The sequence below is a fragment of the Aquabacterium sp. genome (assembly GCF_036279675.1).
Classification (GTDB): domain Bacteria; phylum Pseudomonadota; class Gammaproteobacteria; order Burkholderiales; family Burkholderiaceae_C; genus Aquabacterium.
This window is the reverse complement of record NZ_DASUIS010000036.1, coordinates 1-15,951: the sequence shown is the minus strand read 5'-3', so window position 1 is coordinate 15,951 and position 15,951 is coordinate 1. Positions and strand designations below refer to the sequence as shown.

At 62.0% G+C, this 15,951-nt stretch carries 16 protein-coding genes; 5 read left to right on the top strand and 11 right to left on the bottom strand.

Annotation, left to right across the window (positions count from 1 at the left end; all coding sequences use genetic code 11):
• Nucleotides 1–82: 82 nt before the first annotated feature.
• The 6 genes from VFW93_RS03655 to VFW93_RS03630 all read right to left on the bottom strand — a co-directional run bounded on the left by VFW93_RS03655 (nucleotide 83) and on the right by VFW93_RS03630 (nucleotide 5,845).
• On the bottom strand, nucleotides 83–676 hold the full coding sequence (locus tag VFW93_RS03655) for a thioredoxin family protein (RefSeq protein WP_329692630.1): 594 nt from the start codon (nucleotides 674–676) through the stop codon (nucleotides 83–85).
• Nucleotides 677–905: 229 nt separating this feature from the next.
• On the bottom strand, nucleotides 906–1,781 hold the full coding sequence (locus VFW93_RS03650; RefSeq protein WP_329692629.1) for a phosphoribulokinase: 876 nt from the start codon (nucleotides 1,779–1,781) through the stop codon (nucleotides 906–908).
• Between the two features lie 15 nt (nucleotides 1,782–1,796).
• Nucleotides 1,797–2,885 (bottom strand): class 1 fructose-bisphosphatase, encoded by a 1,089-nt coding sequence (locus VFW93_RS03645; RefSeq protein ID WP_329692628.1) that lies wholly within the window; start codon nucleotides 2,883–2,885, stop codon nucleotides 1,797–1,799.
• A complete protein-coding gene (gene cbbX, locus VFW93_RS03640) occupies nucleotides 2,878–3,915 on the bottom strand; it encodes a CbbX protein (protein ID WP_329692627.1) in 1,038 nt (345 codons plus the stop codon). Before cbbX ends, VFW93_RS03645 begins: the two co-directional genes overlap by 8 nt.
• Nucleotides 3,915–4,355, bottom strand: a complete 441-nt coding sequence (locus VFW93_RS03635) for a ribulose bisphosphate carboxylase small subunit (protein ID WP_329692626.1) — start codon at nucleotides 4,353–4,355, stop codon at nucleotides 3,915–3,917. Before VFW93_RS03635 ends, cbbX begins: the two co-directional genes overlap by 1 nt.
• Nucleotides 4,356–4,375: 20 nt before the next feature.
• Nucleotides 4,376–5,845 carry a form I ribulose bisphosphate carboxylase large subunit gene (locus VFW93_RS03630; protein ID WP_329692625.1) on the bottom strand — a complete coding sequence of 490 codons (1,470 nt, stop codon included), beginning with the start codon at nucleotides 5,843–5,845 and terminating at the stop codon, nucleotides 4,376–4,378.
• A gap of 112 nt (nucleotides 5,846–5,957) precedes the next feature.
• On the opposite strand from VFW93_RS03630, the gene VFW93_RS03625 reads away from it, so the two are divergent.
• On the top strand, nucleotides 5,958–6,938 hold the full coding sequence (locus VFW93_RS03625) for a LysR family transcriptional regulator (RefSeq protein WP_329692624.1): 981 nt from the start codon (nucleotides 5,958–5,960) through the stop codon (nucleotides 6,936–6,938).
• Here the strand turns inward: VFW93_RS03625 and VFW93_RS03620 are convergent.
• The 3 genes from VFW93_RS03620 to VFW93_RS03610 are packed head-to-tail and all read right to left on the bottom strand — an operon-like array spanning nucleotide 6,910 to nucleotide 10,185.
• The gene (locus VFW93_RS03620; protein WP_329692623.1) at nucleotides 6,910–8,385 is read right to left on the bottom strand and encodes a serine/threonine-protein kinase; all 1,476 of its coding nucleotides are present in this window, start codon (nucleotides 8,383–8,385) and stop codon (nucleotides 6,910–6,912) included. The genes VFW93_RS03625 and VFW93_RS03620 overlap by 29 nt on opposite strands.
• A gap of 4 nt (nucleotides 8,386–8,389) precedes the next feature.
• Nucleotides 8,390–9,262 (bottom strand): c-type heme family protein, encoded by an 873-nt coding sequence (locus VFW93_RS03615; protein ID WP_329692622.1) that lies wholly within the window; start codon nucleotides 9,260–9,262, stop codon nucleotides 8,390–8,392.
• Nucleotides 9,259–10,185 carry a hypothetical protein gene (locus VFW93_RS03610; protein WP_329692621.1) on the bottom strand — a complete coding sequence of 309 codons (927 nt, stop codon included), beginning with the start codon at nucleotides 10,183–10,185 and terminating at the stop codon, nucleotides 9,259–9,261. Before VFW93_RS03610 ends, VFW93_RS03615 begins: the two co-directional genes overlap by 4 nt.
• Before the next feature lie 272 nt (nucleotides 10,186–10,457).
• Between VFW93_RS03610 and VFW93_RS03605 the strand changes: the two genes are divergently transcribed.
• The 4 genes from VFW93_RS03605 (at nucleotide 10,458) to VFW93_RS03590 (ending at nucleotide 14,486) form a co-directional block, all read left to right on the top strand.
• Nucleotides 10,458–11,384, top strand: a complete 927-nt coding sequence (locus VFW93_RS03605; protein ID WP_329692620.1) for a fumarylacetoacetate hydrolase family protein — start codon at nucleotides 10,458–10,460, stop codon at nucleotides 11,382–11,384.
• On the top strand, nucleotides 11,381–12,499 hold the full coding sequence (locus VFW93_RS03600) for an MBL fold metallo-hydrolase (RefSeq protein WP_329692619.1): 1,119 nt from the start codon (nucleotides 11,381–11,383) through the stop codon (nucleotides 12,497–12,499). Before VFW93_RS03605 ends, VFW93_RS03600 begins: the two co-directional genes overlap by 4 nt.
• Before the next feature lie 3 nt (nucleotides 12,500–12,502).
• Complete coding sequence (locus tag VFW93_RS03595) at nucleotides 12,503–13,204, top strand: TetR/AcrR family transcriptional regulator (RefSeq protein ID WP_329692618.1); 702 nt, start codon at nucleotides 12,503–12,505, stop codon at nucleotides 13,202–13,204.
• A gap of 97 nt (nucleotides 13,205–13,301) precedes the next feature.
• Entirely contained in the window at nucleotides 13,302–14,486 is a 1,185-nt protein-coding gene (locus VFW93_RS03590) for an acetyl-CoA C-acyltransferase family protein (RefSeq protein ID WP_329692617.1), read from the top strand.
• Between the two features lie 334 nt (nucleotides 14,487–14,820).
• Here the strand turns inward: VFW93_RS03590 and VFW93_RS03585 are convergent, their stop codons facing one another.
• On the bottom strand, nucleotides 14,821–14,982 hold the full coding sequence (locus tag VFW93_RS03585) for a hypothetical protein (protein WP_329692616.1): 162 nt from the start codon (nucleotides 14,980–14,982) through the stop codon (nucleotides 14,821–14,823).
• Between the two features lie 56 nt (nucleotides 14,983–15,038).
• On the bottom strand, nucleotides 15,039–15,951 hold a 913-nt coding region (locus tag VFW93_RS03580; protein ID WP_329692615.1), incomplete at its 5' end, for a hypothetical protein.

Sequence of the window (15,951 nt, the reverse complement as noted above, 5' to 3'; positions counted from 1 at the left end):
AACGTTTCACGTGCTCAATCAATTCAAGGAACAGCTGTCCGAAAACCACTCAGTTACATATTTTCGGACAGACCGATTTTCCTCACATCGCCGGCTGGATCCAGTTCAGATCGGCGTTCTCGGCGGGCAGGCGCCACTTGATGGAGCAACCCATGCTGGATTGCTGCTCGCCTGGGCCATAGCCGTAGTGCGCCACAAGGCGCATGGCGTCATACAGTTCGCGCGGCGTGTCCTCCGGCACGGGGTCCTTGCGACCTGCGTCCAGGCGGCCACGGTATTGCAGTCGCAAGTCGGCATCGAAGCCGAAGAAGTCCGGCGTGCAGACGGCCTCATAGGCGTGCGCGATCTCCTGCGTGTCGTCGTGTAGGTAATGGAACGGCAGGTTCCATTCCTTGGCAAACACCTTCATGTTGGAGAAGCTGTCTTCCGGGTAGGCGCGGTCGTCGTTCGAGTTGATGGCAATCGTGTGCACGCCCAGGTCGTGAAGCGCCTTGGCGTCACGAATCAGGCGCGGCATGATCGCCTGCACATAGGGGCAATGGTTGCAGATGAAGACCACCACCGTGCCACGCATGCCCGAGAGCTGCTTGAGCGAGTGGTAGTGGCTGTCCACGCCCTTGAGGCGGAACATCGGGGCTTTCCAGCCAATATCGGCGATCGGGGTGCTTACAGCCATGGTGCGCTCCTTTCAGGCAAGGCTCAGGTCAGACAGTCGGTGCTACAACCGACAAACGGACGGACACGAACGGACAAGAGACTGGGGCGGGGCACGGCCAGGACAGCACCGGGCGGGCATCAGGGAATCCTGCGAGCTGTGTGGTGATGCAGGTGGATGCGTTTCCCAAATGGAAGCACAGCAAGGCGCGACTGACAAGGGGGAATCCTCCCTTCCCCCTGCAGCCCGCTTATTGCATCTGCGCGCGCCGTATCTCCAGCAGACGCAGGATCATCGGGGTCAGGATCAGCTGCATGGCCAGGTCCATCTTGCCCCCGGGCACGACGATGGTATTGGCGCGTGACATGAAAGAGCCGCCAATCATCGACAACAGGTAGGGAAAGTCGATGCCACGCGGGTTTCTGAAGCGGATCACGGTCATGCTCTCGCCGGCCGTGGGGATGTCGCGGGCGATGAAGGGGTTGGAGGTGTCCACCACCGGCACGCGCTGGAAGTTGATGTCCGTTTCGGCAAACTGCGGGCAGATGTAGTGCACATAGTCGTGCATGCGCCGCAGGATGGTGTCGGACACGGCTTCCGTCGAGTAGCCACGCGACTTGGTGTCACGATGGATTTTCTGGATCCACTCCAGGTTGATGATAGGCACCACGCCGATCTTCAAGTCCACATGGCGAGTGAGGTCCACCTTGTCGGTCTTCACGCAACCGTGCAGGCCTTCATAGAACAGCAGATCGGTGTTGGCCGGTGTGTCTTCCCACTTGGTGAAGGTGCCCGGCTCCTGCTTGTAAGGCGCGGCCTCTGCTTCGTTGTGAAGGTAGAAGCGCGTCTTGCAGCGCCCCATCTCGCCGTAAGAGCGGAACTGCTGCTCCAGTTCGGCCCACTCGTTGGCATCGGGGCTGAAATGGCTGAAGTTGCGGTTCTCGCGCTCGGCCTGCGCCATCTCCACCTTCATCTCCTTGCGGGAAAAGCGGTGAAAGGCATCACCTTCGATCACGGCGGCGGTCACGCCCTCGCGGCGAAAGATGGTGTCGAACGTGTTCTTGACCGTGCTGGTGCCGGCGCCACTGGAGCCGGTTACCACGATGATGGGATGACGTCTGGACATGGTGCGCGGGCTCGATCAGGCTTGGGGTTGCACGAACAGGGAACGGGTCTTGAACAACTGCCAGGACACGTTCTCGTGCGGATCAGCGTGATAGCTCACGATGCGGTCGATCTCGTCGCGCGAGCCCAGGATGACGGGCACACGCTGGTGCAAGGTGTCAGGCACCAGATCGAGCAACTCGCTGGTGCCATTGACGGCACGCCCGCCAGCCTGTTCCACCAGCAAGGCCATGGGCGAGGCCTCGTACATCAGGCGCAAGCGACCTGGCTTGCGCGGCTCGCGGGTATCGCGCGGGTACATGAACACGCCACCACGGGTCATGATGCGGTGCACTTCGGCCACCATGGAAGCCACCCAGCGCATGTTGAAGTCCTTCATGCGCGGGCCGTTCTCGCCAGCGGTGCATTCGGCGATGTAGCGCTGCACGGGCTTTTCCCAGAAGCGCTGATTGGACGCGTTGATCGCGAACTCTTTGGTCTGCGCGGGGATCTGCACGTTCTCTTGCGTGAGCAACCAGCGCATGGGCTCGCCATTGACACCACTGCGCTTGTCCAGCGTGAACATGAGCACACCGCGGCGGCAGGTCAGCACCATGATGGTGGCGGGGCCGTACAGCACATAGCCCGCCGCCAGCTGCTCGTGGCCCGTCTGGCGGTAGCTGTCTTCTGTGGGCAAGCGGCCGCGGCCTTCGTGCGGCAGGATCGAGAAGATGGTGCCGATCGAGATGTTGGCTTCGATGTTGGAAGAGCCATCCAGCGGGTCGTACACCACCAGATAGCGGCCCTGGCGCACATGCCTGTCGGACAGTTGGTGGTGCTCGTGCTCTTCGCTGGCCCACCCCGCCACATGCTGGCAATGCCCCAGGTGGTGCGACATGATCTCGTCGCTCAGCACATCCAGCTTCTTCTGTGCTTCGCCCTGCGAGTTGGCGCTGTCAGCCAGACCATGCGCGCCTGCCAGCACACCCTGCCCGGCCAGATCGCTGATACGGGCGCAGGCGTTGGCAATGGCGCTGATCGTGTCGACCATGGAAGCCACCACCTCGGGTGCGCTGTCGTCCAGATTGCGGGCCAGGGCCTCTTGCAGGGTGAGCATGTCATGCATGGCAGATGTCCTCGTTGCTTGTTGTGCTTGTGGAGGGAACGGCAAACAGGCGGCTGGCATGGATGTCAGCCACCTCGATGGTGGTGAGCTCGTCAGCGCTCAGCACCTTCTCACGATCGGCGAACAGGCGACTGGCCTGGCGCAGACGGGCCCGGTCCAGCGCGTTGCGCACGCTGCGGGCATTGGCGAAATGGGGTTGTTGCAGGCGGCGCTGCAGATAGTCTTCAAAGGCTTCGCGTGCACCCGGCCCGAAGCGGTAATGCTGTTGTTCCAGCATGGCCGTGCCGATGTGCAGCAACTCGGGCACCGAGTAGTCGGGGAAGTCCAGGTGGTGCGCAATGCGCGATGACATACCGGGATTGCTCTGGAAGAAGGTGTCCATGCGGTCGGCATAACCGGCCAGGATCACCACCAGGTCATCACGCTGGTTCTCCATCACCTGCAGCAGGATCTCGATGGCCTCCTGGCCGTAATCGCGCTCGTTCTCGGGCTTGTAGAGGTAATAGGCCTCGTCGATGAAGAGCACGCCACCCATGGCCTTCTTGAGCACTTCACGGGTCTTGGGCGCCGTGTGGCCGATGTACTGGCCCACCAGGTCATCACGCGTGACGGCCACCAGATGGCCTTTGCGCACGTAGCCCAGGCGGTGCAGGATCTGCGCCATGCGCATGGCCACCGTGGTCTTGCCCGTGCCCGGGTTGCCCGTGAAGCACATGTGCAGTGACGGGCTTTGGGCAGCCAGACCATGTGCCGCACGCAGCTTGTCGATGATCAGCAAGGCGGCGATGTCACGGATCCGCGTCTTGACCGGCACCAGGCCAACCAGATCCCGATCGAGTTCATCCATCACGGACTCGACCTGGCTCTGAGCCAGCACGTCGGCCACCGAGCGCGGTGCGGCAGCGGTGATGGAGGGCGCACCTACCGCCACACTCGGGCCCGCCGCGCCCGTTGGCGAAGCGGCAGAAGTGGCTGCAGGCGATGCAGCCTCCGTGGTACCCGGGATGCGGTAGAGCGAGCTCATGGCCATCAATCCTTGTAGCGTTCAGCCTCGGGGCGCTCGGCCGCATACGAGCGGGTGCTGTAGCGCATGTTGCGGCCATCCATCTCGATGCGCTCCAGCTGGAAGCCGGGCTCCTTCGAGGGACGGTTCACGATGAAGCTCATCGCCACCGATTCCACGCCACGTGTCGAGTCAAACGCCAGCATGCGGATGTAGTGCTGAGGGAAGGCCTGGCGGCAGCCCTTGAGCTCCATCATCATCGCGGCCGCATCTTCCAGATCGAAGTTGGGGTGGCCGTACATGTCCCAGTAGGTGTTGCGGGGGTGCGGGTCATCGGTATATTCGATGCTCCAGGCATAGCCCTTCTTCAGGCCGTACTCGATCTGCATCATGATCTCGGCATCCGTGAGATCGGGCAGGAAGCTGAACTGGCCTTGGGTCAAACGGCCGGTCGGGTTGGTCATCATGATCGGTATCTCCAGCTGGCTTACATGCCGACCGATGGCGTCACGGCGTAGTCGCTCGTGTCGGTCGAGGCATAGTTGAAGGTGATGGCGCCCCAGGTGTCGAGGGCTTGCTTGAGCGGCGAGCAGAAGCGCGCTGCGGTGGCCAGGATGTCCTGACCTTCGTTGAGCAGGTCGCGGCCTTCGTTGCGGGCCTTGACCATGGCTTCCAGGGCCACACGGTTGGCCACGGCACCAGCCTGGATGCCTTGCGGGTGACCGATGGTGCCGCCGCCGAACTGCAGGATGACGTCGTCGCCGAACAGGTCCAGCAACTGGTGCATCTGGCCTGCGTGGATGCCGCCCGACGCCACGGGCATGACCTTGCGCAGATCGCCCCAGTCCTGATCGAAGAACAGGCCGCGTGGCAGATCCTGTTTGGTGAAGCTGTCGCGGCAAACGTTGTAGTAGCCCTGCACCGTCATCGGGTCGCCTTCGAGCTTGCCCACGGCGGTACCGGCGTGCAGGTGGTCGCAGCCTGCCAGGCGCAACCACTTGGCGATCACGCGGAAGCTCACGCCATGGTTCTTCTGGCGGGTGTAGGTGCCATGTCCGGCACGGTGCATGTGCAGCACCATGTCGTTCTTGCGGCACCAGTTGGCCATGGACTGAATGGCCGTCCAGCCCACGACCAGGTCGATCATGATCACGACCGAGCCCAGGTCCTTGGCGAACTGCGCGCGCTCGTACATGTCTTCCATGGTGGCGGCGGTCACGTTCAGGTAGCTGCCCTTGACTTCGCCGGTCACGGCTTGCGCCTTGTTGACGGCGTCCATCACGAACAGGAAGCGGTCACGCCAGTGCATGAAGGGCTGCGAGTTGATGTTCTCGTCGTCCTTCATGAAGTCCAGGCCGCCCTTGAGGCCTTCATAGATCACGCGGCCGTAGTTGCGGCCCGACAGGCCCAGCTTGGGCTTGGTGGTGGCACCCAGCAGGGGGCGACCGAATTTATCCAGGCGTTCGCGCTCGACGATCATGCCGGTGGGTGGTCCCTTGAAGGTCTTCACGTAGGCCACGGGGATGCGGATGTCCTCCAGGCGGCAGGCCTTGAGCGGCTTGAAGCTGAACACGTTGCCGATCAGCGAGGCCGTCATGTTGGCGATCGAGCCTTCTTCGAACAGCACCAGGTCATAAGCCACCCAGGCGAAGTACTGACCGGGGTTGTTGGGCACTTCCTCGACCTTGTAGGCCTTGGCGCGGTAGCTGTCGCAGGCGGTGAGGCGGTCGGTCCAGACCACCGTCCAGGTGGCGGTCGACGATTCGCCGGCCACGGCGGCGGCGGCTTCGATCGGGTCCACGCCGTCTTGAGGCGTCACGCGGAACAGGCAGATGATGTCTGTGTCCTTGGGGACGTAATCGGCATCCCAGTAGCCCATCTGACGGTACTTCAGGACCCCTGCGCTGTAGCGCTTCTTGGCGTCGGTGATGACGCCCTCTTCCACCGGCTTGTTCATGTTTGAACCCCTTCTTGCTGGATGCGTTGATCGCGAGACTGGGGTCAATGTAGAAAATCGGTCAGATCAGGTAAATTCACAAATAGTTATCTATCAGTTAAGGGAAAGCTTAATGAAGAGCGTGACTTTTCGGCAATTAAGGGTGTTTACCGAGGTGGCGAAGCACCTGAGCTTCAGCCGGGCGGCCGAAGCGCTGCACCTCACGCCCCCCGCCGTGACCATGCAGGTCAAGGAACTGGAGAGTCAGGTGGAGCTGCCGCTGTTTGAACGCCAGGGTCGCCAGGTGCAGCTCACCATGGCTGGTGAGTACTTCCTGGTGTATGCCAAGCGTTTGTTGTCCACGCTCAAGGATGCTGAAAACGTGATGAACCGTTTCAAACGGGTCGAAACCGGGGTGCTCACCATCGGCATGATCAGCACGGCGGGCTATTTCCTGCCGCAGATCCTGGCTCGCTTTCGGGACGAGCATGAGGGCGTGGAAGTGCGTCTGGATGTAACACGCGACCTCAACAAACTGATCGACAAGCTGCACAGCAACGAAATCGACCTGGCCGTGATGGGCCGCCCGCCCAAGGAATACGCGCTGCGCTCCGAGCCCTTTGCCGGCCATCCGATGGTGTTCGTGTGCCCGCCCGGCCACCCGCTGCTGGGCGTGGGCCATCCGCCGCTGGACGCCCTGGTGCACCACCCCATCGTGGCGCGCGAGCTGGGCTCCGAGGTGCGGCACACGCTGGATGCCTACTTGCGCGAACACCGCCTGGCGCCACGCATCGCCATGGAGATCCCCAGCAACGAAACCGTGAAGGCCTCGGTCATGGCCGGGCTGGGCATCGGCTTCATGTCGCTGCACGCAGTGGCCGCCGAGGTGCGCAGCGGGCAGTTGCACGTGGTGGAGTTCGAAGGCACGCCCATCATCCGCACCTGGAATCTGGTGCACCAGGCTTCCAAGGTGTTGTCACCCGCCGCGGAGGCCTTTCGCTACATGATGCTGGAGCACGGTGAAGACCTGCTGGCCGCGCAGTGCAAACGGCCCAACCCGCTGACAGACGGGCTGGATGCGGCCCTTACTTCAAGCCCTGCTGCAGCTCCTTGAGCAACTGGGCCTTGTCCACGCCATCGGCACATTGCTGCACCAGCAAGGCCATGAAGTCATTCGCGTGGGCAGACTGGGCCTGGGCCTTCCTGACCACGATCTTCGCCAGTGGCCCCATGTGCGAGGCCAGCACGCGCGTGGCGTGTTCCACGAACTCGGGCGTCAGCGCACGGATGGCCGAGCTGTTCGACCCCATTGAGCCACCGGTTCCTGCCACCGCACTGCCACCCGTTGCACCCAAGGAGGCACCCAATGAACCACTGTTGCTCATGGCACCACTGCCAGTCGCGCTGCGCGGCGTGATCACGCTGCCCATCGTGCCGGTCTTGATGATCCTGGCCATGAACTGGGCGCGCTCATCATCCGTCTGCAGGTGATTGGCCACGGCGCCGATCAAGGTGTTGTAGTCGGTGCTATTGGCCGCCGCCTGTTTGACCAGCATCTTCGCCAGGGGGCCGACAAAACTGGCCAAGGCGCGCTCCAGGGTACTGAGCATGTCGGCATTCCAGTCGCCAATGGGCTGGGCTTGCATGCCCGCTCGCAGCAACTGCGCAGCCTGCGGGTCCACCACGGTTTCATCACCATGCAGGACGGAGTCGATCACCGGGTTGCCCGGGTTGGTCTTGGCCGCGTGCAGGCGCAGCGCCTCACGGAAAGCGCCGGCAGATGCATACCGATCCTTCACATCTTTGGCCAGGGCCTTCATCACCACCGAATCCAGCTGGATGCTGCGCTTGACGCGCGTGGTGGTGCTGGGCAGCGGCGGCGTGATGTGCATCACCCGGTACATGATGGTCTCGGGCGCGCCGGAGAAAGGCGACTCGCCGCACAGCAGGCGATACAGCATCACCCCGGCCGCAAAAATGTCAACGCGGTGATCGATGTCCTGCCCGCGGTATTGCTCGGGCGCCATATAGCCGTGCGTGCCGATGGTGGACGTCACCTGCGTGATGCCGGCGTCGCGGATACGGGCGATGCCGAAGTCGGTGATCTTCAACTGGCCCGACTGCGTGAGGATCAGGTTGGCAGGCTTGATGTCGCGGTGCCAGACACCGCGCTCATGCGCATAGTGCAGCGCCGCCAGCAACTGGTCCATCACCTGCAGGAGCATGGGCTCCGACATGATGGGGTTGACCGTCAGCAGCTTGGAAAGATCCTGCCCTTCCACGAACTCCATGGCGATGAAGGCGGTGTCGCCGTCTTCACCGTACTCATAGATGGACACGATGCCCGGATGCTGCAGCCGGCCTGCGGCCTGCGCCTCATTGCGAAAGCGCGCCGCGATCGACGAGCCCGACACATCGCCATCCACCAGCGAGCGCTGTATGGTCTTGAGCGCCACCCGGCGCTGAATCAGTGGGTCGGTGGCCTGATAGACCACGCCCATCGCACCGGAACCCAGCACCCCATCAATGGTGTACTTCCCGAGCTGGGTTGGATGTGTCACTGCGTCAACCCTCCAGCAGTTTCATGGCGTGCTGCAGGCTCTTGCGCATGCGCGAGAACGAGTCGGACAGCACACCAATCTCGTCCTTGGCTGGGGCGGTGAATTCAGGCGCTTCCATCTCGCCCATGCTCACGCGGTCGGCCAGGGCAGACAGGCGCGTCACGGGCTGGATCACCAGCTTCCACAGCATGAGGTTGAGCGTCAGGCCGATCACGACGAACACGCCGGTCAGCATGGCCATCACCGTCCACCAGGCCTTGTCGGCGCGCGCCATGGGCAAAGACAGCGGCACGGACACCACCTGCACACCCAGCGTTTCATTGAGGTTCCAGCCGAAGCCGTTGGCGGGGCCGTACTTTTCAACCAGGGTGGCGGGCGCGGCCGTGGGCGTGCTGTGGCACTGCAGGCAAGCCGGGTTGCTCAGACGAATGGGGCGCGCGATGTACAGCGAGCGGCCCGAAGGCGTGTCGCGCTGCCCGATGATTTCCTTGGCGGAGGGGTCCTGCTTGAAATGCGTGACCAGATCAGCCTCCCAGTCCGACGCGCGATCGCGTGGATTGGTCGGGTTCAGCATCGCGGCCTTGTAGGTGAACTCGGGGAACTTCTGCGTGAGGCCCTTGAGCACTTCGATGGCCGCGAACGAAGGCACAGACTGCGGCAGGAAGGTGTACTTCATCTGCGTCTGCAGCAAGGGTGCCACCTGCTGCGAAGTGTAGTTGCGCACGGCCTCGGCCTTTTCGATCAGCAGGCCGGCTGTATCCAGCACCTCGTGCTCGGCATTGCTTTGCAGCAGGTCACGCGCCGCGTAGCCGGACACACCCAGGCCAAGCAGGAACACCACCAGAAAGGCCAGATTGAACTTGAGAATGAGCTTCATGGTTTGACTGCCTCGGAGGAGGTCACGATGTTCGATACGGGCGATACGGGTTTGCGGGCGGGCTGGCTGGCAGCCTGCGAGGGGAACAGCACCTTGTGCCACTCGGGGTGCTGAGGCATCTGATCAATCAGGGCGCGGCGGAAGGCTTCGTCTTGTGCCAGTGGCTTCCAGCGCGTCAGAAAGCGTGTGCGCATGCGGGGCTCGGCATTGAGCCAGGCTTGCGTGTCCTCATAGCCCATGCGGCCTGCCGGGTTGAGCTTGATGTCCTTGCCTTTGAACAGGGCCAGACGAGAAGGCAGCGTGTCCATGAAGGCGCGGGGCACGGCCTGAATGAAGTTGGCTGCAGGGCGTGGCGCGACATTCACCGCACCGTCTGCACGCCGGGCCAGGAAGGCCCCCTTGTCCACACTGGTGGGTGCGGCCATGCCCGACTTGCTGGCCACCAGCGTCTGTACCTTGCCGGATTCGGCAAAGAGCTCGGCCTCCATGCCTTTGACATGCAGCACCAGATCACGGTCCAGGCCGGTGACGTCCACCGGTGCCGATGCCAGCACGACCTTGCCGCGCTCACTGGACGGGCCCACGGTGAGCTTGGCCCAGCCCTCCAGCACATAAACGAGCGCGCCGCTGTTTGCCGCAGCCAGCTGAGGCTTGACCATCACGCGGCTGGCAGGGCCCAGGTCCAGGGTGGCGCCACCTTCCAATTCCAGGCGCACCAAGGCGGTGTTGGGCGTGGTCTCGACAATGTCTTCTGCTTCGATCAAGGCGCCCTCGGCAGCCGCCAGGCGCGTGGCGGCATGAACCAGCGAGGCCTGACCATCCAGGATGGTGATGGTAGCGGCGCGGTCACGCGCGTGTGCCGCGCTCGCAAAAGCAAGCGCGCAAGCGGCCATGGCCACATAGCGAGCGGAAAAACGTATCATCGGTGAGGAAAACCTGAGGCAAGAACCTTCTCAGGGCGATTGCGAACTTCGTGCCCGCCATGCGCCTCTGTGAGCGTTCCCTTGTTTATTGAGCTTGGCCGCAATGGTAAGGCACCCTCACGCCACTGGGTCCTGCGGTACCACCGATGTCGCGCCCGCACCCCACGATCCCCCCAGTTTCACAGGCCAACAAAGGCCTCCACGGGCTCAGATGCTTGACAAAAGTATCCACATGGATACATTGCAGCCATTCGGATACCTGCGCACCCACCATGAAACTTCGCCGCCTGCCCACCACCCTATCGTCCACCGATGGCAGCCCACAGCTCGCGTGGCAACGCGCGCAAGGCAAGGAATGGGTCGATTGCAGCGAAGACGAGCTCCGCCAGGCCGGGCTGGACTGGCTGATCCAGTTGCCCACCTGGCAGAGCCAGGGCGCCCTCCAGGCCGGCCAGCCTGGCCTGCCCTTTCAACCCTTGTCGTTCAGAGACTGCATGCTGTTCGAGCAACACTGGGTGCAATCCTCACGGGGCTATGCGCGGCGCTTTCTGCCAGGCAGCTACCAGGTCACCCGCCTGTTCGAGCGCCTCACCCATCAGCCCTTCCCTGCCTTTCGGCCACATCGCCTGTGGCACCGCCAGCCCATCTACTACTTCGGCAACCACCTGACCATGGTGCCCGGTGGCACGCCAGTCACACCGCCCGACTACACCCGCGCGCTGGACTACGAACTGGAGCTGGGCTGGGTACTGTCCAAGCCCTTGCTCAATGCGACCCCAGCCGAGGCCGAAGCCGCGATTGGCGCCTTTGTGGTGGTCAATGATTTCTCTGCGCGCGATGTGCAGCGTGAAGAGATGCAATCGGGCCTGGGCCCGCAGAAGTCCAAGCACTTCCTGAGCAGCATGTCGACCACGCTGGTCACGGCGGACGAGATCCTGCCGCAGCTCAACGCCCTGCAGGCCCATGTGGAGATCAATGGCGAGGTCGTGAGCCGCACCAGCACCAAGGGCATGCGCTACAGCCCCGGCGAAGTCCTGGCCCACCTGTCGCGCGGCGAACAACTGCACGCGGGCGAGCTGATTGCATCGGGCACCTTGCCTGGCGGCTGCGGCATGGAAACCGGCCACTGGCTCAAGAAGGGCGACACGCTGCGCCTGGTGATCGAGCCCATTGGCGACATCGTCCACACCATCGCATGAGCACCACACCGCGCGCCAGCCATCGCGCCCGTGCCGAGGCCACCTGCCTGCACGCCAGCGTCGGTTCGCTCACCCGCTATGGCGAACCCGCCAAGTACCAGGGCGGCCTTTACCGCATCGCCGACAACACCTACGCCTGGCTGGTGCCCAATGGTTCATGGGGCGAGACCAACCTGGGCTTGATCGATTGCCGCGGCACCAGCGTGATGATCGACACCGGCTGGGACCTGCGCTGTACCCGCGAGATGCTCAATGCCTGCCAGGACATCACCGACCGATCGCCCATCGACCAGGTCATCAACACCCATGCCGATGGCGACCACTGCTGGGGCAACCAGCTCTTCCGGGACCGCCACATCATCGCCACGCATGCCTGCATCCACCAGATGCACCACATGCAGCCACGCGCCCTGAGCGCGCTGTATCACGGCAGCCTCATCCTGCGTCACGTGAACGTGGCAGGCATCGACCAGTTCGGGCACTACATGCACGAGATGTTCCGCCCCTACGACTTCAGCGGCATCCGCATCACCAGCCCGGACCATGGCTTTTCCGTCAGCAAGACACTGTGCATCAACGGCGTGGACATCGTCATCACCGAGGTCGGCCCTGGCCACACGGACGGTGACGCCGTGGTGCACGTGCCCGCCCGTCGCGTGGCCTATGCGGGCGACATCCTGTTTGTGGGCGTGACGCCTGTGATGTGGTCCGGCCCGATCGAGAAGCTGGTGGCAGGCCTTGAGTTCCTCCAAACGCTGGACGTGGACATCATCGTGCCCGGCCACGGCCCACTGGCCACGCAGGCCGATGTGCAGCATGTGCTGGATTACTGGCACTTCGTTCACGAGGCCATGGCGCAACGGTTCAAGCAAGGCATGGGGCCCACACAAGCCGCGCGAGACGTGATCTTCAGCCCGGCCTTTCAGCAAGCGCCCTGGGCCCAGTGGGATTCGCCCGAACGCCTGGTGACCAGTGCCCACACGCTCTACCGCCATTGGGGTGCGCCCGCTTTCAACCTGCCGGGCAAACTCGGCCAGATGAACCTGTTGCGACAGCAGGCTATGCTCGCGTTCGAATTACCCCACGCCACGCCCCGCGTGATGCGCCACCCCTGAGCCATGCCCGTCTCCGATCGACCGCCAGCCGCCGCCAAGACCACTACGCCCCGGATGGCCCAAGGCAAACGCCTGCTGATGGATGCGGCCGTGCGCCTGGCCAGCCGCCTGAGTTGCGCGCAATCGGTGTCATTGCGAGAACTGGCACGCGAAGCCGGCCTGAACCACAACACCTTCTACCGGCACTTCAGCTCGCAGGATGCGCTGCTGGAAGAGATCGTGTCCGACTTCGGCCAGCAGTTGCGCCAAGGCCTGACGCAGGCCCGCCTGACCGCCCCCTCGCTGATGGAGGTAACGCCCACAGTCGTCGGCTGGACGCTGGACTTTGCCCTGGCCCACCAGGACGTGTTCACCGTGGCCATGCGCGAACGCTTCGGCCCACCCGGCCCGATCCGCCACGCCATCGAGGCCATGCTCCAACAGCTGCAAGACGACATGCTGGCCGAGTTGCAGGCCCGGGGCGCCCTGCCCGCCCTGCCTGAGGCCACCTTGCGCCCCATCCTGGCCATCATCATCGACCAGATCTTCAAGATGTGCCACGAACACATCGAAGCGCCCGAACACCGGGCCCAGCGCCTGCTGGACGCCAAGGCCATGTTTGAAACGCTCATGATCGGTGCCGTGACCCGCCAGGCCATGAGCACGCCCGCCGCCAATCAAACAGACATGCCGCCGGAAAAAACACAGGCAAAACGCACACAATAGTGGCCGCTGTCGGACGCCGATGCTGCAACGCGTCATAATCTGACAATAAAACCTATCAGATTCCGTTTGTTTGACCCCCTTCTGGAAGGACACAACCATGACTCGTGAAGTCGTCTTCGTGGGCGCAGCCCGTACCGCCATTGGCAGCTTCGGTGGCGCGCTCAAGGACATCCCCCCCGCCGATCTGGGCGCCCTGGTGATCAAGACCGCGCTGGAACGCGCTGGCGTGGCCCCCAAGGACGTGGGCCACGTGGTGATGGGCCATGTGATCCCCTCCGTGCCGCAAGACGCCTACATCAGCCGCGTGGCTGCCCTGAACGCCGGCGTGCCCCAAGAGGCCCCCGCCTTCAACGTGAACCGCCTGTGCGGTTCCGGCCTGCAAGCCATCGTGTCGGCCGCCCAGGCCATCCAGCTGGGTGACTGCGACGTGGCCGTTGGCGCCGGTGCCGAATCCATGAGCCGCGGTGCTTACCTGGTCACCTCCAACCGCTGGGGTGCCCGCATGGGTGACGTGAAGATGCTGGACTTCATGCTGGGTGCCCTGCATGACCCCCGCATGCACATCCACATGGGCATCACCGCTGAAAACGTGGCCGCCCGCTACGACATCACCCGCGAACAGCAAGACGCCTACGCCGTGCAATCGCAGCAACGCGCCGCCAAGGCCGTGGCCGCCGGCATCTTCAAGGACCAGATCGTCCCCGTCGAGCTGAAGACCCGCAAGGGCGTGGTGCTGTTTGACACCGACGAAGGCGTCAAGGGCGACACCACGGTGGAAGCGCTGAGCAAGATGAAGCCTGCCTTCAAGAAGGAAGAAGGCACCGTGACCGCCGGCAATGCCTCGACGCTGAACGACGGCGCTGGCGCCGTGGTGATGGCCTCTGCAGACAAGGCCAAGGCCCTGGGCCTCAAGCCCCTGGCACGCCTGGTGTCTTACGGCCACGCTGGTGTCGAGCCCGAGTACATGGGCATCGGCCCTGTGCCCGCTTCACGCAACGCCTTGGAAAAGGCTGGCCTGAAGATCTCCGACATGGACCTGATCGAAGCCAACGAAGCCTTTGCTGCACAAGCTTGCGCCGTGGCCAAGGAACTGGGCCTGGACAACGAGAAGGTGAACCCCAATGGTTCCGGCATCTCGCTGGGCCACCCAGTTGGCGGCACCGGCGCCATCCTGGTGACCAAGGCCATCTACGAACTGCAACGCACTGGCGGCCGCTATGCCCTGATCACCATGTGCATCGGTGGTGGGCAAGGTATTGCCATGATCATCGAGCGTGTTTGAGCTGGGTGAGCTGATTGGCAGACTGAGCTGAGGCTTTCGGCTTCAGCTTAAGAGGGGTTCCTTTGGGGACCCCTTTTTTATTTGGAGGCAGGCTGCCCCCTGGTTCCGGCAAGCTGTACTGCCCGGTATCTCACGGTTCGTGGCAAGCAGCCCAAGCAGGCTCGCTATCTCAGCACCTGTCAGGGAAATCTCAGCAGCGGACTAGTCATAAGCGCCAATTACGCCAAATGTGGGGCCCCATGCTTTGAACCAGGGCGCGCTCGCATCGACGCCCATCTACGGCTTACGCAGATCGAGCATGCGCGTGATCAACAGCCATCACAAAAGACACCTCTCAAGCGTTCTTCTGTCGACCATTGACGCTGAACTTTGACATGTCGTTGTCTTGGTCCATGACCGCGGCCACCAACATACCAAATTCCTTCAATGAAGGATCAACGCGGACAGGCTTCGGTTTCATTAAGTCAGCGACATCGCTGACAGAATACTTTTGCATACCAATATCCTTCGCTTCAAGGATAAGACTTTTAAAGAGATGTGACATTTCCCACCTTAAGCAGTTTTTTGTGGAATTTTATGCACCAAAGCTGCATGCCGTACAAATTCAAAAGAATTTGCAACGGCGCTCGCGGTTACATCAGCAGCAAAAAGCATAGAGTCGACCAGGATTGCACCAAAAACACCCTTTTTGCGACTTGATACATACAAAATACCCAACATGGACTCCTCCGCCCCCGACCAGGCATTCATGGGCGCCACCATCAACGTTCTTATATCATCCGGAAAATCACGGTCATTTTTTGTCTTTTGAAACAACCCCATTTTCTCCGCCTCATCAAGATCGTTATATATGAGGATGCCTCTGCTTTCGTTCTTTTCACGCAAATATCTTGGTATCCCTTGAGAAACAGGAATATCCTCAGAGTTTTTCTTTCTTTTGGGATTAAGCCCCTTGGATCGAGCATATGTTCGGTACACGATGCTCTGCTGTTCAACATCGTACCTAGCAAGCCTGATCGCCGCGCACACGCTGTTATCCCCTGTCAGCAGCCTAAAGTGAGCAGCGACATTTTCAACGACCTCATTCAACAATGATTCAAGATCAATATGCAATTGCTCTTGCGTGTATCCACCCAAATCCCTCAGCTTCCTATGAAGCTCCGTTTGTCTATCTCGAACATCATGCGCAAGGCGGTGCAAGTAGTATTTAGTCTCCAAAGACCTGATACTCCTCACCCTCAAATAAATAAAACCCAGAGAGAAGAATATACCCAACCCCAGCGTCACAACCAGAAACAGATATGACGATTTAACAGTGAAGTTGGCTTCGAAAGGTTCAGGATGCCACCAAGGCGTGCCCGCTGTCACGGCCGTGATGAATACAGTTGCCACGATACCCTTTATCCGAACCCAAAAACCAATAACACCCAATCTCCATGCATTACGCCCTTCGATCAGTGCCTCT